The following is a 17,632-nucleotide window of genomic DNA, read 5'->3' on the forward strand; positions in this document are numbered from 1 at the left end:
AAAGTAATGGAACAATTGAGCCACTTTGGTGAGGCCTGGGTAAAAGCCTGGAATGCCCATGACCTGGAAGAGATATTATCGCACTATGACGACAACATCGTTTTTTATTCCCCGGTGATCAAAAGAATCAATAATGACCCTTCCGGAACAATCCGGGGTAAGGAAAACCTGCGCGCCTACTTCAGCAAGGCCTTGGTAGCTTATCCTGATTTACATTTTGAATTGTATCATATCCTGGAAGGAGTACAGTCGGTAGTACTGTTTTATAAGAGCATTAACGACAAGTTATCAGCGGAAATGATGGTATTAAATGAAAAGGGGTTAGTGTGTGAAGTAAGGGCACATTACAAATAATGTCACTACCTATTAGGGTATCTTGTTCAGGGATTGATGCCACTGAACAAGATATCTCTTTATATTATATTAAGGTCTCCGTCTGGGACCTCCTCCCTGCCCCATCCTGTTCATGCGTTGGGTATTGAGGTGGTTGATCATAATACTCCGGAATTCTCTTTCACTTTTAAATACCATGCCTGCTTTTCTGCCGGGTAGCACGCGTTGAAATTCGTTACTGTAGCGGGAACGGATGTCGAGCATTCTTTTTTCATAATTCAGCTCCTTGTCCATATTTTTCCGGGCCAATTCATCGGCATTATCTGCGGTCAGCTTATCCTGTTCTTTTTTGTCCCGGCGTTCGGCTATCAGTTGTTCTACTTCGTGGGTATAATTATTATATATCGGCAGAAATTTTTGGGCTTCTTCCGGTGTGAGTTCCAGTTTTTTGGTCAGGTATTGTATCTGTATAGCCTTTATTTTCTCCGTAGCATCCTCTGCCGGAGGCTGTTGGGCACTACTAACGTGGGTACCCGTGAGCAGCACAAACATTACAATCCATATAAAGCTAAGACGTTTCATCATTTCTTATCAGGTAACACTTCCTTGGATAAATCCGTTTGTAGCAGGTATTTTTCGATGGCATCCAGCGGAACGTCTTCACTCAGTTGGTGTTGAACCGGGGAAACTTCCTGGGCAGCTGAAGATGCGAATACTGCATCGTTATCGAAGGAATCAGTGTGGGTTTGCAGGTATTGAACGATATCCTGGTCGTTAAGATCTTCCAGTTGTTTTTCAATAGAGGTATTGTGATAGTTATTATTCACAATAAACAGGATGGCGCTGCTGCCTATAAAAAGGGTGAGGCAGGCGGCCACTGTCCATTTCATCCATGTGCTCACCTTATTTCTATGAACAACCCGGATGGGTGAAACAACGGGAATATGACGACCTGGTTGCAGGGATGCAAAGTAATCATCCGGAACGGAAAGGGTATCTTTTCTGGGTATAGTGGCCAGGAAAGGGGAAAGTGTTTCCAGTTCTGTTTGTACCGGATTGATATTTTCTTTGGCTTTGATCCGTTGCAGGATAGTAGCTGGCAATGCGTTAAAATAGCCAATGGGGATATCCTGGGGGGCGGGCATGACAGAACGGAGTTCTTCCAACTGAATCTGCATTATAATAGCGGCCGGGAGCTGTTCAAAATAACCGGCTGGAACCGCAAAAGGTGCCTTTGCCGGCCAGTTGACGCCTGGCGCTATTTGCATTAATTCATTTTGTATGTTGGTTAGCTTGTTCATATCCTGTTTGTTAGACAGTGAAGGGATCTAATAGTTTAATGTGATTTTAATCTTTTAATAAAATTCTTTAAAAATCACTTAAAATAGATATTTGTATGATTATATATCAGGCATTTCTGATAAATTCCTCTATTTTTTTTACCGCGTGGTGGTAAGAGGCCTTCAGGGCTCCTTCCGAGGTTTCCAGCACTTTACTCATTTCTTCATAGGGCATTTCATCGTAATATCGGAGATTGAACACCAGCCTTTGTTTATCTGGCAAACTCAGAATGGCCCGTTGCAGCTTCCATTCCAGCTTATTGGGATCGAACTGGGGGTCGGCTTTGAGTTTGTTGCTTAGGCCGGTTTCTACTTCCGACAGGGAAACGGATGCCTTACGTTTTTGCTGTTCCAGGAAAGTCAAACTTTCGTTGGTGGCAATTTTATACAGCCAGGTATACAATTGTGCATCTTCCCGGAAGTTTTCCAGGTTTTTCCACACTTTAATGAACACGTTTTGCAACACATCGTTTGCGTCGTCGTGATCCAGCACCATTCTGCGAATGTGCCAGTATAGCCTTTCCTGGTACTTCTGGATAACGAGTGTAAACCCTTTTTCCCTGGTATCCGGGGTGCGGTATAATGCCAGTAATGTTTTATCGTCCTGTGAAACGGCCATAGGTTAAATGGATCTTAACAGGTTTTAATTAGATGAATATAAATAAAAACCCTTTCATAAGACGCATTCTTTGGGGTAAGGTTTAATTGGTAAGCAGAATGCGCAAAGCATAAAAGCTATTGAAGCGAATGACCGACGCGATTTTCAATATTCGCAAAGATCATTCGCTTCAATAGCTTTTATGCTTTATGCTTTACGCTTTCTGCTTTCTCTGCATAGCTTTCTCTGCGGCAGCTACGATGTGATCTGGATCCAGTCCATACTTTTTCAGGAGATCCAGTGGTTTACCACTTTCACCGAAGGTATCGTTGGTACCTACGTATTCGATAGGCACGGGAATGTGACGGGAGGCTACCTGGGCAATACTGTCGCCAAGTCCGCCGAGAACGTTGTGTTCCTCTGCTGTAACCGCGCAACCGGTTTTGGTGAGGGAAGCGATAACGGCGGCTTCGTCGAGTGGTTTGATGGTGTGGATATTAATAATTTCTACGCTATATCCTTTTTCTTCCAGGATTTTGCCGGCTTCGATGGCGAGCCATACCATGTGGCCACAGGCGAACAAGGTTACGTCTGTACCTTCATGGAGGATCTGGGCTTTACCCACCTCGAATTTTTGATCTTCTGCGGTGAAATTGGGCCATTTCGGGCGACCGAAGCGGAGATATACCGGACCTTCATAGTCGGCAATAGCGATGGTAGCGGCTTTGGTTTGGTTGAAATCGCAGGGAACGATAACAGTCATACCAGGCAGCATTTTCATCATACCGATGTCTTCGAGGATCTGGTGAGTGGCGCCGTCTTCACCCAGGGTAAGACCTGCGTGGGAGGCACATATTTTTACATTTTTGTTGGAGTAGGCAACAGATTGACGGATCTGATCATATACCCTGCCGGTGGAGAAGTTGGCAAATGTAGTTGTATAAGGTATTTTACCACCAATAGTTAAGCCAGCAGCAATACCAATCATATTAGCCTCAGCGATACCTACCTGTACAAAGCGGTCAGGAAATTCTTTTACGAATGCATTCAGTTTCATAGAACCGAGCAAATCGGCTGTCAGCGCTACTACGTTGGGATTCTTACGGCCTGCTTCCAGTATTCCCTCGCCAAACCCACCACGGGTTTCTTTTTCATTTAGTGGTTGAATATCTTTTACCATTGTGGTCTTTTTAAAATTGAAGTCTAAAAGTAAACATTAAAAAGTGATGATCCTAGTTACTCAGCACTTTATTGCGGAGACTTACTTCCCACTGCCAGGCAGTGCGCATGCTGTCTTCTATACCTATTTTAGGTTCCCATTGCAATTTCTCTTTAGCCTTGCTGTTGTTGGCATAAATAGAAATCACATCTCCTTCGCGGCGGGGGCCTGTTGTGTAGTTCAGTTTAATACCAGATATTTTTTCAAAGGCTTTGATAGCTTCCAGCACGGTAACGCCGTTGCCGGTACCCAGGTTAAATACTTCGCAGTTGCTGGTATTGCGGTGTGCGATCAGGTATTGCAGTGCTTTTGTGTGAGCATTGGCAATATCCATTACATGGATATAGTCACGTACGCAAGAACCATCGCGGGTATCATAATCGGTACCAAAGACGGTCATTTTGGGAATTTTCCCGATGGCGGTTTGGGTGATTACGGGTACCAGGTTATCGGGTTTGCCCAGGGGTAATTCGCCGATGAGGGCAGATGGGTGGGCGCCTACCGGGTTAAAGTAACGAAGTAGTATGGACTGGGTATCATTTACGCGGCTATAGTCTTCAATCATCTGTTCTCCCATTTGTTTGGTGCGGGCATAGGGTGACTGGGCTTCGCCGAGCGGGGTTTCTTCTACTACCGGGAGAGCTTTGGTATTGCCATATACCGAGCAGGAAGAAGAAAATACCAGGTTAGGTATATTGTATTCTTTTACACACTTCAGCACATTGATGAGTGAGGTGAGATTGTTCTGAAAGTACATCAGGGGCTCGTTAACGGATTCCCCTACTGCTTTCAGGGCTGCAAAATGGATAACGCCGACGATATCCCTGTTTTCATGAAATACCGCATTGGTATCTTCCAGGTTACAAAGGTCAACTTTGTAGTTGCGTACCTTTTTTCCGGTAATTTTTTCTATACCATCCAATAGTTGGGTGGAGCTTCTGATGTTGCTGTCGACAGAGACTACATCAAATCCATTATTGATCAGATCTACAATAGTATGTGCGCCAATATAGCCACAACCACCCGTAACAAGAACCTTCATGATATTTCAGATTTACTTTTAGTTGATATTTCAGAACATTTTTTGTTTGAGTACGGTTTCGAGATAAGCTCCGTAACCGCTTTTCAGCAAAGGTTTGGCCAGCTCTTTTAACTGATCGGCATTGATAAATCCTTTGCGATAGGCAATTTCTTCGATGCAGGCTATTTTAATACCTTGTCTTTGTTCAATGACCTGTACAAACTGGGAGGCCTGCATCAGGGAATCGAAAGTACCGGTATCCAGCCAGGCAGTTCCGCGAGGTAAGATAGAAACTTTTAATTTTCCACGGCGTAAATATTCCTTATTTACATCGGTAATTTCATATTCGCCCCTGGCGCTGGGTTCCAGGTTTTTGGCAATTTCTACTACTGAATTATCGTAGAAGTAAAGGCCGGGCACTGCATAATTGGATTTGGGCTGTGCTGGTTTTTCCTCAATAGATAGTACCGTCATGTCGCTGCCAAATTCTACCACACCATATCTTTCAGGATCAGATACCTGGTAGGCATATACGATTCCGCCATCGGGAGAGGCATTATTAGCCAGTTGGGTGCCCAGTCCGGCTCCGTAGAAGATATTATCTCCCAGTACCAGTGCTACACTGTCGTTACCAATGAACGATTCTCCGATGACAAAGGCTTGTGCCAGGCCATTGGGATTGGGTTGCTCTGCGTAGCTAAGATTTAGGCCCAGTTGGTGGCCGTTCCCAAAAAGACGTTGAAAAGAAGGAAGGTCATGCGGGGTAGATATGATCAGGACATCTTTAATGCCTGCCAGCATCAGGGTAGACAATGGGTAATAGATCATCGGCTTATCGTACACCGGCATTATTTGTTTGCTGATAGCGTAAGTAATGGGGTGTAACCGGGTACCGGAGCCGCCGGCCAGGATAATTCCTTTCATTTCAAGATCATTTTTGATGGTCAATAACTACGGTCTCCTTAAGAAAACCGCACAAAAATAGCGGCTCTCTTTCAAATGTCCAAAGAAAGCATAAAGCAAAAAGCTATTGAGGCGAATGATATAAGCGGAAATTGGTATAATACCTGCGCTGATCATTCGCCTCAATAGCTTTTTGCTTTACGCTCTTTGCCTTATGCTAAATAAACAAGTTTACAATAAAGTATGTCACTGCGGCAAGGAGTCCACTGATGGGGATTGTTAGTACCCAGGCCCAGAGCAGGGATACGGTTACCCCCCAACGAACGGCCGATAATCTTTTGGTAGCGCCTACTCCCATAATAGCACCCGTAATAACGTGGGTGGTACTGGCCGGGATACCCAGGTGTTCGGTGAGGAAGAGGGTAATGGCGCCGGAAGTTTCAGCAGCCACACCTTCCAGTGGAGTTACTTTGGTAATACGGGTCCCCATTGTTTTTACAATTTTCCAGCCACCGCTCATGGTACCGAGGGCGATACAGGTAAAGCAGGATAAGGGTATCCAATCGGGCATTGATTTGATATTGTCGATATAACCGGCAGAAACCATAGCGGCTGCAATGATACCCATTACTTTCTGGGCATCGTTACTACCGTGGCCAAGGCTCAGTGCAGCGGAAGATGCCAGCTGCAGGCGTTTGAACCAGCTTTCTGCCCGGTATGGATTCGCTTTCCGGCATACATTCACGATAATGAGCGTAATCACAAAGGCTACGATCATACCAATGAGGGGAGCCAATACGATAAAATACACGGTAGGAAGCACTTTATGGTAGTTGATTACCGCAAAGTTGCCACCTGAGGCGGTTAGCGCTGCTCCAATAAATCCCCCGATCAGGGTATGGGAAGAACTGGATGGAATACCCAACCACCAGGTAAACAGGTTCCAGGTAATGGCTGCTACGAGTCCGCAAAGGATTACTTTCAGTGTAATAAACTGCTCAAATACAGAACTGGCCACAGAATTGGCCACTTTAAATTCTCCGATTACATATTTGGCAATAAAAAAAGCCGCAAAGTTGAAAACTGCGGCCCAGAGCACTGCCTGAAAAGGCGTCAGTACTTTGGTCGACACAATAGTGGCTATAGAGTTGGCGGCATCATGAAAACCATTGATATAGTCAAAGATGAAGGCCAATATGATGATAATTACTAATAAAGTCATGACAAGGGTGCATTATGCGTTCAGAACAGTATTCCCCGAATCAGGAGTACTTGATAATAATGGTTTCTATAACATTGGCGCAGTCTTCGCATTTGTCGGTAGCGATTTCCAGCGCCTGATAGATTTCACGCATTTTAATCAGTTCTGCCGCATTTTGCTCTGTATCGAACAGATCGGCGATGGCCATATCGTAAATATCGTCGGCATGGTTTTCCAGGCTGTTGATTTTTACACAGGCATCCGTAATGATACGCATGTTCTGCATATTACGTAATTCAGGTATTGCTTTGGCGAGTTCCAGTACACCCAGGTGGATTAATTCAGCGAGTTTGCGGATGCTATCGTTGATATAGTGTACCTTATAGAGGTCCATTCTTTTGGCGGAACCGTGGATATAGTCTGCCACGTCATCCATAGTGGCAGCCAGGTAGTGGATATCTTCCCGGTCGAAGGGAGTAATAAAGTTTTGGCCCAGTTCTACAAATATCCGGTGCGTATAGTCATCGTTTTTATGTTCCAGGCGCTCGATCAGATGTACTTTATCTTTTCTCACGGCCAGATCCGTAGTAGCTACCAGCTCGTTGAGCACAGTTGCCATTTCTACCAGATTGGAAGCTACATCTTCAAACAGCGAATAAAATACCCGGTCTTTCGGCATGAATAGTTTAACAAAAGAATTGAAGCCTCCCATACGTTTGAGTTTAAAAATTTGCCGCAAAAATAGCTTTCAGAATCTATCCCAGCCAGTAAAAAACGCGAATTAATAATTCCTTAACACTGGATTAATATAAAAGTAATATAGCGATTTTTCCTTTGTATTGAAAATTATACTCATAATCAGGCTGCCTACAACCTGTACATACGACCTATTAAATGTCAGACAAACGTCCATTAGATATAGCCGTTATTTCCGATGTGCATCTGGGAATTTACGGGTGTCACGCAAAGGAATTGATCCAATACCTGGATAGCATAGCGCCAAAAATTCTGATACTGAATGGGGATATTATTGATATCTGGCAGTTTAGCAAGCGCTATTTTCCCAAAGCCCATACCAAGGTAATCCGCAAGATCCTCAAAATGATCGGCAAAGGTACAGATGTATACTATCTGACCGGTAACCACGATGAAGCATTGCGCAAGTACGCAGGTTTCGAACTGGGCAATTTCACCATCGATAATAAATTGGTGCTGGAAGTAGATGGTAAGCGACATTGGTTTTTTCATGGCGACGTATACGACGTGACCATGAAAAATTCCAAATGGCTGGCTAAACTGGGCGGAAAAGGATATGACCTGCTCATTATCCTGAATCGCCTGGTCAATCACGTGCTGGAAAGCCTCGGGAGAGAAAAGATGTCTTTCTCCAAGAAAGTAAAACAAGGGGTAAAGTCAGCCGTGAAGTTTATCTCCGATTTTGAGCAAACAGTGGCCGAAATAGCGGTGGATAAAGAGTTTGATGTAGTATGTTGCGGGCATATTCACCAGCCCCTGATCAAGGAAATGCAGGTGGGCGAAAGAACGGTCACTTACCTGAATTCGGGCGACTGGGTAGAAAGTCTTACCTCACTTGAGTATATTAACCAGCAATGGACCCTGTACCAACATCCTATTACCAAAACCCGTATTGTATTGGCAGAAGATGAAGACGACGCCAATCCCGACTGGGATATTCAGCGTATCATTACTTTCCCCGGCGCTTAAAAAAATGTTTTGCTGAGTTTCTCTTTGAATTTATTCATATTTATTATATTTAGTATATATTTATAATTAAATATTATTTTCACAAAATCATAACAACCGCTTAATATTAAATTAAAGGTAGACTCCTAAGTTTGCCAGAGAAATAATTAAGTGTAACGATAGTGGGCATTTAAAAAAGCAGAAAAACAGCTAGATGAAAGTATTGAAGTTGCATCCTTTAATGACTATCTCCCTATTGCAAATGCAAATCCAGCGTTTGCTCTTTTGTAATGTAGCGGTATATGTGCGTAATTCGCTGGCAAACACTTTTGATACATTAAAAGAAGCAGGTTTTGAAGAGGAGATACTGGTGGAGTTTCCGATCGACGAAACGCTGAGTTTGCGTGAGTTTGAGGAAGAGGTGGAAGAGCGGTTCAATTTTTCACTGGAGCTGTGCAACAAAGACAATAAACCTTTTATGAATAAAAGCCAGCACCTTTTTCAGCTGGCCTGCAATACGGAAAAAAAGGAAGAACGTAACTATCAACTGGATATTTCCCTCGACATGCTGATGAATAACAATCGCCAGTCGCCACAGCAAAACATGTGGTAATCTGTTTGGGGTTGTTGACCCGAGGATATTCCTGTTGGCCCCACTTTATTTATATCCCTTTGCTGAAATACTGATAACGGACAATGATTCCCTGAAACTATTCGGCTATGCTCGCTATGGCGTTGGCTGAAAGGCGTTTGGGGAGGCAGCCCTGACCGGAATAACGTAGTACTTAATTAAAATAGATTTCATAAACTGAAGCCGAATACCGCCGGGATATTTACCCCGGCGGCTTTATTATTATTTGCCCAGTTTGGCCATGTATTTTTCAGGCGCTTTTTCAAATACACCTTTACAGGTAGTGGAGCAGAAGTGTACGGTATCTCCTTTATATACTGCAAATTCTTTATAGGCAGTATCATAAGGCATTTCGCATACCGGATCCGGTAGTTTACCGTTAGCGTCTACAGTTAATTTTTCCTCCTTAGCAGTAGCAGGTCCGGCAGGCATAGTGGTGTTGCTTTCTGCGGGCTTACTTTGCTGGGCACAGGCAAACAGGAATAAGGCGCTACAGGCAATGAATATATATTTCATGACGATTATTTTTTTGCAAAGTTATAGATAAAAAATTACGGGTTTGCAGTGTTGACTGCAAACCCGCTATGAGGAGGATGAGAAAACTGATTACCAGATGACTACGCGTTGTGCCTCCGGTAATACCATTTTATTGCCGGGAGCGCAACCCCAGGCTTCCTGGAATTCAGCCAGGTGAGGTAATGGTCCGTTGATGCGGAATCTTGCCGGAGAGTGCGGATCTGTCTGGATCTGGTTGCGGAGGGCAGCATCGGTAATATTACCATGCCATACCTGTGCCCATCCCAGGAAGAAGCGTTGTTTCCAGGTAAAGCCATCAATTGGCTTGGGTTCTGCCTTACCTTCCAGGGATTTAGCCAACGCGTGATAAGCGAGGGTTAAGCCCCCCAGGTCGGCTACGTTTTCACCAATGGTTAAGGCGCCGTTTACTTTGAATCCGGGTAGAGCTTCCAGGCCGCTGAAATAGTTGATATAACGTTTGGTCAGCGCATCGAAGTTCTTACGATCAGCGGCGGTCCACCAGTTTTTCAGGTTACCATCGGCATCGAATTGAGAACCCTGGTCGTCGAAGCCATGGGTGAATTCGTGGCCGATTACCGCGATGATACCACCGTAGTTGATAGCGTCATCGGCGTTTGGATTGTAGAAAGGAGGCTGGAGGATACCGGCGGGGAATACTACTTCATTGTTTAATGGATTATAGTAAGCGTTCACCGTTTGTGGCGTCATGCCCCATTCTTTCTTATCAACCGGTTTGCCGATCTTTTTAATATTATCATTATGCTCAAAGAGGGCGGCTGATACTACGTTTTCCAGCAATTTACCTTTATCGATGTCAATAGAAGAGTAGTCTTTCCATTTATCAGGATACCCGATTTTATAGGTAAAGGAAGCCAGTTTTTTATGTGCCATGATTTTGGTAGAATCGCCCATCCAGGTGAGTTTATCGATTCTTTCGCCATATACTTTACGTACGTTTTCGATCATCTCAGATACTTTCTGTTTGCTGCTTTCCGGGAAGAATTTTTTAGCAAACAGTTTACCGAGCGGCATGCCCAGTTTGGCATCGGTGATACGGATAGCGCGTTCGGGGCGTGTTTTTTGTGCTTTTTTACCTGTCATCACGGTACCGAAGAAGTGAAAGTTTTCGTTATCGAAAGCGGCAGGCAGGTAGGCTGCAAATTGTGTGAGCAATTGCCATTTGCTGTATGTTTTCAGGGTTTCCAACGGGGTTGCTTTCAGCAGGCTGCCGGCTTTGGTGAGGTATGCCTTGTTTTGGATAATGATGGTATCGGCTTTAATATCCTGTTTGCCGGCGAAGTTATCCCAGTCAAATTCCGGGGCTAATGTTTTCAGTTCTGCAAAAGCGGCTCTGTTGTAGGTTTTCACCGGATCGCGGAGTTCTACATTAGAGAGTTGGATATTGGCCAGTTTGGTTTCGAAGTCGAGGACGGTTTTACCGGCGTTGGCTTCCGTGAAGCCGGCCAGTTTAAACATTTTATCTATGTGGCTAACGAATTCGCTCCGTACATTTTTGGTAGCGGAGTCTTGTCTTTCGTAGTAGCTTTTTTCGCCCAGGCTCAGGCCGCCCTGACCCTGGTACAGCACGTTCATTTTACTGTCTTTGGCATCTGCATCCGCACCCAGTCCTACGAAGGAGGATACGCCGATTTTTTGTAACTCACCGGTAACAGCGGCCCAATCGGCGAGGGACTTGATACCATTAATTTTATCGAGATAAGGTTGTAATGGTGTGATACCGCGTTTTTCCACGGTAGTGGTGTCGAGGAAAGAGGTGTAGAAATCTCCGATTTGCTGTTCTTCGCTGCCTTTTTTCAGATCAGTTTTGCTGGTAATGTCTCCAATAATTCCTTTCAAGCGAACTTCTTTATTTTCTTTATCAAGGATGTTGAATGCACCCCAGCGGCTTTCAGTGGATGGAATGGGATTGTTTTTCTTCCAGTTTCCATTCACATAATTGTCGAAATCATCACAGGATTTGTAGGAGGTATCAATGTCTGCCAGGTTAAAGGCGGGGACTTTGGTGGTATCAGCCTGGGCTGTTTCACCCTGGTGCGAGGAACTGTTGGAATTGCAGGCTGCAAACGTAACCATGGCAGCCAACAACGGTAGTTTTACCGCATTGCTTTTCTTCATATATTAAACAGGTTTAGTATTTAAAGTTATGGAAAACGGGTCAAGTAGCCTCCAGGGTTTTTTATGAGCGGCAATCACTACGGTAGCGGGTTATGGATCAAATCAGATATTCTCTAAATAATTAGGTAGGTTTGTGTTAGAAAATTGAGAAATTGATGACTTTCAGGTTTAAATTGTATAGAATAACGACTGTACTCGCACTATTAATCTCCGCTTTTTTCGTGCTCTCGGCTGTATTGAGCCTTGCTATCGCGGGACCGAATATAAGTATCCTATTACCTTTTATTATGGTAGTGGCTTGCTTTATTCATAGTATTTTATCTATATATCTGCAACGGAGCCTGTCAACGCCCGGCCTTCCACTGAAAGAAAATACCCCCAGTGGTATCCGTATTATGGGCATATTGGGGCTGATATTTGCTTTTATGTTACTGATGTCGGGCTTTTGGGCGATGACAGTACCAGCAGAACAAATGAAAGACCTGTTGAAGCAATTGCCACCGGAGCAACAGGCCAGTATTCAATCGGGTATGTTTAAACTGTTAGGGAAGATCTGTTTATTTGCCGGCGTAGTATTTATTGTGAACATTAACCTGTCTTTCAGGTTCCTTCGTCAGTGGCAGGAACTGCAAGAGGGAAAAGGGGAAGATAGGGAATAAAATACGGGGTTATGGAAAAGCGGGAAATTGCCAACACCGAAGATATTATGGAACTGGTAAATAGTTTCTATGATAAAGTGAAGGCAGATAACGTGATCGGTTTTATTTTTAATGATGTAGCAAAAGTAGACTGGTCGCGCCATTTGCCGGTTATGTACGATTTCTGGGGAAGCCTGTTACTGGGAAGTGGCAGCTATGGCCGCAATGTAATGGATCCGCATTTTAAACTGAATAAGCTGATCCCCTTGGAACCTGCATTCTTTGAGCGTTGGCTGCAACTGTTTGAATCTACCGTTAACGAACGTTTTACGGGAGAAAAGGCCACCCAGGCTATTTCCCGTGCGAGGTCCATTAAAGGCATCATGTCGTTTAAAATGGACCAGATCAATCACCCGGATAAGGGGACCGATAAAAATATCCCATTGGTTAACCCGGGCCATCAACAATAATATAATCCATTTGTATGCAACCATTAGCGGAGCGTTTAAGGCCGGTAACATTGGATGAACTGGTTGGGCAGGAGCATCTTACCGGCAAGGATAGTATTTTAAGAAAAGCCATAGAAAAGGGAATGATTCCTTCCATGATTTTGTGGGGACCTCCCGGTGTTGGTAAAACTACCATTGCCAATATTATTGCGCATACGTTGCAGGTGCCGTTTTATACATTGAGTGCTATTTCGGCTGGTGTAAAGGAAGTACGGGAGATAATAGAAATGGCGAGAAGGCAGCGGCATGCCGTATTATTCATCGATGAAATTCACCGCTTCAATAAATCGCAGCAGGACGCGTTGCTGGGAGCCGTCGAAAAGGGTATTATCACCCTGATTGGCGCTACTACGGAGAACCCTTCCTTTGAAGTAAATGCAGCGGTATTGTCGCGTAGCCAGGTATATGTGTTAAAGCCGCTGGGCAAGGAACAGCTCATGCAACTGCTGCAACAGGCCATGGAAAAAGACGAGTGGCTGCGGAGCAAAAGAATTGAATTAAAAGAAACCAGTGCGCTGTTTAATATTTCCGGTGGAGATGCCCGGAAATTGCTCAATCTCTTTGAGCTGGTGGTAACCACTTTACAGGAAGATCCCATCGTGATCACCGATCAGAAAGTAATGGATATTGCCCAGCAACGGGTGGCCATTTATGATAAGAGCGGCGAACAGCACTACGACATTATTTCTGCCTTTATTAAATCGATCCGCGGCAGCGATCCCAATGCAGCAGTGTATTGGCTGGCCAGGATGATTGAGGGAGGAGAAGATGTGAAATTTATTGCGCGCAGGCTGGTGATACTGGCATCGGAAGATATTGGCAATGCCAATCCAAATGCCTTGCTGCTGGCTACTAATTGCTTCCAGGCTGTGAATATGATCGGTTACCCCGAGTCCCGTATTATTTTATCACAATGTGTTACATACCTGGCAGCATCTGCCAAAAGTAATGCGTCTTATATGGCTATCAATAAAGCCCAGTCGGCGGTATCCAATACCGGTGATCTGCCGGTGCCCATGCATATCAGGAATGCCCCTACGAAATTGATGAAGGATATGGGCTATAGCCAGGGATACGCATATGCCCACGATTTTGAGAAAAATTTCGTGGAGCAGGAATTCCTGCCGGATGCATTAAAGGGCACAAAGTTCTACGACCCGGGAAACAACCCGCGGGAAGATGAGCTGCGCCGCTACCTGAAGGCGTTGTGGAAAGAAAAATATAATTATTAAGCAGAGAGCAGAAAGCGTAAAGCAAAAAGCTATTATGAAGAAGAACTTAGCGAGTATTTAAAAATTCGCATTAATCATTCTCCATAATAGCTTTTTACTTTACGCTTTCTGCTCATTCCCTTTCCTTAGCCAGTATTTCAAATACTTGCTCAATCCTTTCTCCATTTTCGTCTACCAGTGTAATGGTATGCTTGCCTGCGGCCGGATGCAGTGCCATTTGGTGAAACTCTGTGGTGGTACCGATAAAATGATCGTCGAGGTGCCAGAATATTTTAACGGCGGTATTCCGGTGGGTGGCAGTGAAAATAGTTTGACCCGGTTTGCCATCAATTTCTACGGGCACGAATATACGAGCGCCGGGCTTGGGATAAATCAGTTCCATGGGTGCTTTATCCTGCCCTAACGAAGCCAGGCAATCAGGTTTATAAGGGGGCAGCGGCTGGTAATAATTTTTGCTGCGATAGTAATATTCCTGTGACGGAGGTAATACAAACCACGACTTATGCTGCATTAACTGTGGCGACTCGCAGGCTTCCGTGACGCGCCATTGGCCGGTTCTGTCGAGGTGAATTAACTGGTGATACGGACATACTCCCGACCGTATGCCTGCAACGGGCACATAGATTGTATCTTTTTCGTCGCATAGTTCGCTGGCGCGATAGCCGCTTTTGCGGCAAACTTCTACTTTTATTAATTGGGCGTAGGGTGTATTAAACCAGCCGCTGGTGTGCAGGAGGCGAAATACATCAAACAGGATGGGCGCGGCTGTAGCTACGCCAATGAGTCCGGGGCGTCCTTCGCCGTCGGCATTGCCCACCCACACACCTACTATATATTGCGGGGTTACGCCAATGGCCCATCCGTCTCTGAAGCCGAAGCTGGTGCCTGTTTTCCAGGCAATACGCTGGGAGGAGGAAAATTGTTGCCATAGCAGTTCTTCCCCGGGGCGCATCACTTCTGTCATTGCCTGGAAGGCGTACCAGATAGCGCCGGCGTCGAGCAGCCCGTTTTTGCTGAGGCCATAATGCGATGGGCGCTGAATATTGAGTTGATAGTTAGGTGGATGTATATCATCCATATCATATTTCCCTTTGTATTGCTCCATATGGAGAAGTGTGCGAGCCATGCTGGCATACATGCCGCACATTTCCCAGAGGGTGGTTTCGCCACCTCCGAGGATCAGGGATAAGCCGTAGTGGTCGGCCGGTTTATTGAGTGTGGTAATACCTATTTTTTGCAGCAGGGCATGAAATCTTTCGTACCGGTATTGTTGCAGCATACGCACAGCCGGAATGTTGAGCGACCGTGCCAGTGCACGGGAAGCGGGAACGGCGCCATCGTAGCCCAGGTCGAAGTTCTGGGGGGAGTAGCCGGCAATCTGTGTAGGAATATCCGGGATCAGGGTATGCGGCAGTATCAGTCCGTCATTGAGCATGGCGGCGTATAGTACGGGTTTCAGGGTGCTGCCAGGGCTCCTCCTTGCCTGGATAATATCTACATGGCTCTCCAGCTCAGCATTGGAAGGCTGATAAATGTTTCCAACATAAGCGAGGGTATTTCCTGTTTCTACATCGAGTACCAGTACGGCGGCATTGTTGATGCCATTGGCTTTATAAGCGTTATGGTATCGTTCGGCGATGGCGGTGGTATTTCGTTGCAGATCCGCTAGTACAGTGGTTTTAATGCGAGTGGGCGCATCTGATTTTTGCTGCTGGTAGTCGCGCCGGAAAAGGTCCAGGAGATGAGGAGCATCTTGTGGAAGTGGTAAAGGCTGATCGGGCAAGGGTTCCAGTTTGGCCAGCTGGCAGGTAATGCTGTCGATGCTGTGCTGTCGATGGAGCTTGTCGAGCAGCTGGTTACGTTTGCTGAGCAGGGTGGCCCTGTTGCGGCCGGGGTGTACGAGTGCGGGACTGTTGGGCAAAACAGCCAGGGCAGCCATTTCTCCCCAGGATAGTAAATCTGCTTTACGCCCATAATAACGCCAGGCAGCGGCCTCCAGGCCCACTACATTTCCGCCGAAAGGTGCATTGGCTGCGTATAACGCGATAATTTTATTTTTAGAAGCAGCAAATTCCAGTCGGGTAGCCAGTACAGCTTCCACCATTTTTTGCCAGATATTACGGGGCTGATTACGCGAGAGACGAATTACCTGCATGGTGAGGGTACTTCCGCCGCTCACTACTTTTTTGCCACGGATATTCTGGCTGATAGCGCGGCTAATGGCAAGAGGATCTACTCCCCAGTGATAATAGAAGCGTTTGTCTTCATAGGCCACAATACACTTTTTGAACTTTTCCGGCACATGTGGATTATAGGGAAACCGCCATTGTCCATCTGGTGCAATACTGGCGTTCAGCAGATCGCCGTTGCTATCTTCCAGTACATAAGAGGTGGCAGTGGTAAAAAGCTGCCGGGGTAAACAGCAATAATAGGCAATAAGCAGTACAGCGGCTGCGCTGAGCCACCATTTCTTTTTTATGCACCATTGCCGGAGTGTATGTAGCTTCATCAGGGTGTTCTGGGTCAAATAAGTATTATGCGCCCAAAGATAATGTTTTGGGCAGTTACCGTGACGGCGATATGACTACTCATGAATGCTTCTCCTTAAAAAAATATATTTTGTACTAATTGGTAAAATATATACCTTCACAATAGTAAAGCGTGAAATGATGATGTGAAAGTGTTACCGGGCAAGTGCTATCTGCCCTTTTTTTAAAATCATTATTGTACTAAATAGTACAAAATAAAAAAGATATGAAAGCAGCTATTTCTTCTTCCATTTTGCACAAGAAAGTGCGTGTTCGCGAACTGGATATATTTTACCGCGAAGCGGGACCTGCACAAGCGCCGGTAGTTTTATTGTTGCATGGTTTCCCTAATACCTCTCATATGTACCGGGACCTGATTCGCGACCTGGCGGGAAACTATCGTGTGATCGCGCCGGATTACCCTGGATTTGGGCTCAGCAGCCGGCCGCCGGTGAGTGCGTTTGCATATACATTTGATCACCTGGCCGACATGATGGAAGCATTTATTGATACCCTGGGGCTAACGCACTTCGCCTGGTATATGCAGGACTACGGCGGACCGATAGGATTTCGTATTATCAGCCGGCGCCCTGAGCTGGTAAAAGCGCTGGTGATCCAAAACGCTAATGTATATGAAGATGGCCTGGGGCCTGGTGTACAGGAAATTGCAGCGTTGAAACAGGCGGGCGATGAGCAGGCATTACATACCACCATCGTTAATAAATTATCCCTGGAATATATCAGGAATGAACATCTTTTCGGTGCTGCCAACCCGGAAACGGTGAGTCCCGATAGTTATGAACTGGCGGCTTTTTATATGAACAGGCCGGGTATGGAAGATATCCAGGTAACGTTATTCCATAACTATGGCACCAATTTTCCATTGTATCCGGCATGGCAACAATACCTGCGTACCTATCAGCCACCATTGCTGGTGGTATGGGGTAAGAACGACCAGATCTTTACCTGGCCCGGCGCGATTGCGTACCAGCGAGATGTGCCGGCTGCGGAGATACATCTCCTGAATGGTAGCCATTTTATGCTGGAAGAATACCATGAGCAAGTGGCTTCACTGATCACCCATTTTATGGAGAAAATATAA

At 45.4% G+C, this 17,632-nt stretch carries 18 protein-coding genes; 7 read left to right on the top strand and 11 right to left on the bottom strand.

Features of this window, described 5'->3' with window-relative positions; all coding sequences use genetic code 11:
- Positions 1 to 6 precede the first annotated feature (6 nt).
- Entirely contained in the window at positions 7 to 354 is a 348-nt protein-coding gene (locus tag HGH90_RS11520) for a nuclear transport factor 2 family protein (RefSeq protein ID WP_145663544.1), read from the top strand.
- Positions 355 to 423: 69 nt separating this feature from the next.
- Here the strand turns inward: HGH90_RS11520 and HGH90_RS11525 are convergent, their stop codons facing one another.
- From HGH90_RS11525 to HGH90_RS11560, 8 genes are all read right to left on the bottom strand, one after another.
- A complete protein-coding gene (locus HGH90_RS11525; RefSeq protein ID WP_168766753.1) occupies positions 424 to 918 on the bottom strand; it encodes a hypothetical protein in 495 nt (164 codons plus the stop codon).
- Positions 915 to 1,634 (bottom strand): hypothetical protein, encoded by a 720-nt coding sequence (locus HGH90_RS11530; RefSeq protein WP_169191161.1) that lies wholly within the window; start codon positions 1,632 to 1,634, stop codon positions 915 to 917. Before HGH90_RS11530 ends, HGH90_RS11525 begins: the two co-directional genes overlap by 4 nt.
- A 106-nt stretch (positions 1,635 to 1,740) precedes the next feature.
- Entirely contained in the window at positions 1,741 to 2,292 is a 552-nt protein-coding gene (locus HGH90_RS11535) for an RNA polymerase sigma factor (protein ID WP_145663553.1), read from the bottom strand.
- 193 nt (positions 2,293 to 2,485) lie between these two features.
- A complete protein-coding gene (locus HGH90_RS11540) occupies positions 2,486 to 3,451 on the bottom strand; it encodes a transketolase family protein (protein WP_168766755.1) in 966 nt (321 codons plus the stop codon).
- Positions 3,452 to 3,503: 52 nt separating this feature from the next.
- Positions 3,504 to 4,532 (bottom strand): UDP-glucose 4-epimerase GalE, encoded by a 1,029-nt coding sequence (gene galE / locus HGH90_RS11545; RefSeq protein WP_145663559.1) that lies wholly within the window; start codon positions 4,530 to 4,532, stop codon positions 3,504 to 3,506.
- A 30-nt stretch (positions 4,533 to 4,562) separates the two neighbouring features.
- Positions 4,563 to 5,435: a glucose-1-phosphate thymidylyltransferase RfbA gene (gene rfbA / locus HGH90_RS11550; RefSeq protein ID WP_168766756.1), complete on the bottom strand. Its 873-nt coding sequence runs from the start codon at positions 5,433 to 5,435 to the stop codon at positions 4,563 to 4,565.
- Positions 5,436 to 5,631: 196 nt separating this feature from the next.
- On the bottom strand, positions 5,632 to 6,636 hold the full coding sequence (locus HGH90_RS11555) for an inorganic phosphate transporter (protein ID WP_168738764.1): 1,005 nt from the start codon (positions 6,634 to 6,636) through the stop codon (positions 5,632 to 5,634).
- A 40-nt stretch (positions 6,637 to 6,676) separates the two neighbouring features.
- Positions 6,677 to 7,327: a DUF47 domain-containing protein gene (locus tag HGH90_RS11560; RefSeq protein WP_145663566.1), complete on the bottom strand. Its 651-nt coding sequence runs from the start codon at positions 7,325 to 7,327 to the stop codon at positions 6,677 to 6,679.
- Positions 7,328 to 7,509: 182 nt separating this feature from the next.
- Here HGH90_RS11560 and HGH90_RS11565 point away from each other — a divergent pair, with 182 nt between their 5' ends.
- A complete protein-coding gene (locus tag HGH90_RS11565) occupies positions 7,510 to 8,340 on the top strand; it encodes a UDP-2,3-diacylglucosamine diphosphatase (RefSeq protein WP_169191162.1) in 831 nt (276 codons plus the stop codon).
- Positions 8,341 to 8,533: 193 nt separating this feature from the next.
- Positions 8,534 to 8,932 (top strand): hypothetical protein, encoded by a 399-nt coding sequence (locus tag HGH90_RS11570; protein WP_168766758.1) that lies wholly within the window; start codon positions 8,534 to 8,536, stop codon positions 8,930 to 8,932.
- Between the two features lie 240 nt (positions 8,933 to 9,172).
- On the opposite strand, the gene HGH90_RS11575 is transcribed toward HGH90_RS11570, so the two are convergent.
- Positions 9,173 to 9,466 (bottom strand): YHS domain-containing protein, encoded by a 294-nt coding sequence (locus tag HGH90_RS11575; protein ID WP_169191163.1) that lies wholly within the window; start codon positions 9,464 to 9,466, stop codon positions 9,173 to 9,175.
- Positions 9,467 to 9,556: 90 nt separating this feature from the next.
- The gene (locus HGH90_RS11580; RefSeq protein ID WP_169191164.1) at positions 9,557 to 11,623 is read right to left on the bottom strand and encodes a M13 family metallopeptidase; all 2,067 of its coding nucleotides are present in this window, start codon (positions 11,621 to 11,623) and stop codon (positions 9,557 to 9,559) included.
- A gap of 287 nt (positions 11,624 to 11,910) precedes the next feature.
- On the opposite strand from HGH90_RS11580, the gene HGH90_RS11585 reads away from it, so the two are divergent.
- The 3 genes from HGH90_RS11585 to HGH90_RS11595 are packed head-to-tail and all read left to right on the top strand — an operon-like array spanning position 11,911 to position 14,002.
- Entirely contained in the window at positions 11,911 to 12,282 is a 372-nt protein-coding gene (locus HGH90_RS11585; protein ID WP_168766761.1) for a hypothetical protein, read from the top strand.
- An 11-nt stretch (positions 12,283 to 12,293) separates the two neighbouring features.
- Positions 12,294 to 12,731 (top strand): group III truncated hemoglobin, encoded by a 438-nt coding sequence (locus HGH90_RS11590; protein ID WP_211172624.1) that lies wholly within the window; start codon positions 12,294 to 12,296, stop codon positions 12,729 to 12,731.
- Positions 12,732 to 12,745: 14 nt separating this feature from the next.
- A complete protein-coding gene (locus tag HGH90_RS11595; protein ID WP_168766762.1) occupies positions 12,746 to 14,002 on the top strand; it encodes a replication-associated recombination protein A in 1,257 nt (418 codons plus the stop codon).
- A 112-nt stretch (positions 14,003 to 14,114) separates the two neighbouring features.
- Here the strand turns inward: HGH90_RS11595 and pbpC are convergent, their stop codons facing one another.
- Positions 14,115 to 16,529 (bottom strand): penicillin-binding protein 1C, encoded by a 2,415-nt coding sequence (gene pbpC / locus HGH90_RS11600; protein ID WP_248277000.1) that lies wholly within the window; start codon positions 16,527 to 16,529, stop codon positions 14,115 to 14,117.
- A gap of 227 nt (positions 16,530 to 16,756) precedes the next feature.
- On the opposite strand from pbpC, the gene HGH90_RS11605 reads away from it, so the two are divergent.
- Positions 16,757 to 17,632, top strand: a complete 876-nt coding sequence (locus HGH90_RS11605; protein ID WP_169191165.1) for an alpha/beta fold hydrolase — start codon at positions 16,757 to 16,759, stop codon at positions 17,630 to 17,632.

Origin of the sequence: Chitinophaga sp. Ak27, assembly GCF_012726295.1 — a bacterium.
In the GTDB taxonomy this organism is placed as follows: domain Bacteria; phylum Bacteroidota; class Bacteroidia; order Chitinophagales; family Chitinophagaceae; genus Chitinophaga.

Excerpts from the sequence above, each read along its gene's own strand:
- HGH90_RS11520 (WP_145663544.1), top strand. The coding sequence starts at position 7 with ATGGAACAATTGAGCCACTTTGGTGAGGCCTGGGTAAAAGCCTGGAAT.
- HGH90_RS11525 (WP_168766753.1), bottom strand. The coding sequence starts at position 918 with ATGATGAAACGTCTTAGCTTTATATGGATTGTAATGTTTGTGCTGCTC.
- HGH90_RS11530 (WP_169191161.1), bottom strand. The coding sequence starts at position 1,634 with ATGAACAAGCTAACCAACATACAAAATGAATTAATGCAAATAGCGCCA.
- HGH90_RS11535 (WP_145663553.1), bottom strand. The coding sequence starts at position 2,292 with ATGGCCGTTTCACAGGACGATAAAACATTACTGGCATTATACCGCACC.
- HGH90_RS11540 (WP_168766755.1), bottom strand. The coding sequence starts at position 3,451 with ATGGTAAAAGATATTCAACCACTAAATGAAAAAGAAACCCGTGGTGGG.
- galE (WP_145663559.1), bottom strand. The coding sequence starts at position 4,532 with ATGAAGGTTCTTGTTACGGGTGGTTGTGGCTATATTGGCGCACATACT.
- rfbA (WP_168766756.1), bottom strand. The coding sequence starts at position 5,435 with ATGAAAGGAATTATCCTGGCCGGCGGCTCCGGTACCCGGTTACACCCC.
- HGH90_RS11555 (WP_168738764.1), bottom strand. The coding sequence starts at position 6,636 with ATGACTTTATTAGTAATTATCATCATATTGGCCTTCATCTTTGACTAT.
- HGH90_RS11560 (WP_145663566.1), bottom strand. The coding sequence starts at position 7,327 with ATGGGAGGCTTCAATTCTTTTGTTAAACTATTCATGCCGAAAGACCGG.
- HGH90_RS11565 (WP_169191162.1), top strand. The coding sequence starts at position 7,510 with ATGTCAGACAAACGTCCATTAGATATAGCCGTTATTTCCGATGTGCAT.
- HGH90_RS11570 (WP_168766758.1), top strand. The coding sequence starts at position 8,534 with ATGAAAGTATTGAAGTTGCATCCTTTAATGACTATCTCCCTATTGCAA.
- HGH90_RS11575 (WP_169191163.1), bottom strand. The coding sequence starts at position 9,466 with ATGAAATATATATTCATTGCCTGTAGCGCCTTATTCCTGTTTGCCTGT.
- HGH90_RS11580 (WP_169191164.1), bottom strand. The coding sequence starts at position 11,623 with ATGAAGAAAAGCAATGCGGTAAAACTACCGTTGTTGGCTGCCATGGTT.
- HGH90_RS11585 (WP_168766761.1), top strand. The coding sequence starts at position 11,911 with ATGGTAGTGGCTTGCTTTATTCATAGTATTTTATCTATATATCTGCAA.
- HGH90_RS11590 (WP_211172624.1), top strand. The coding sequence starts at position 12,294 with ATGGAAAAGCGGGAAATTGCCAACACCGAAGATATTATGGAACTGGTA.
- HGH90_RS11595 (WP_168766762.1), top strand. The coding sequence starts at position 12,746 with ATGCAACCATTAGCGGAGCGTTTAAGGCCGGTAACATTGGATGAACTG.
- HGH90_RS11605 (WP_169191165.1), top strand. The coding sequence starts at position 16,757 with ATGAAAGCAGCTATTTCTTCTTCCATTTTGCACAAGAAAGTGCGTGTT.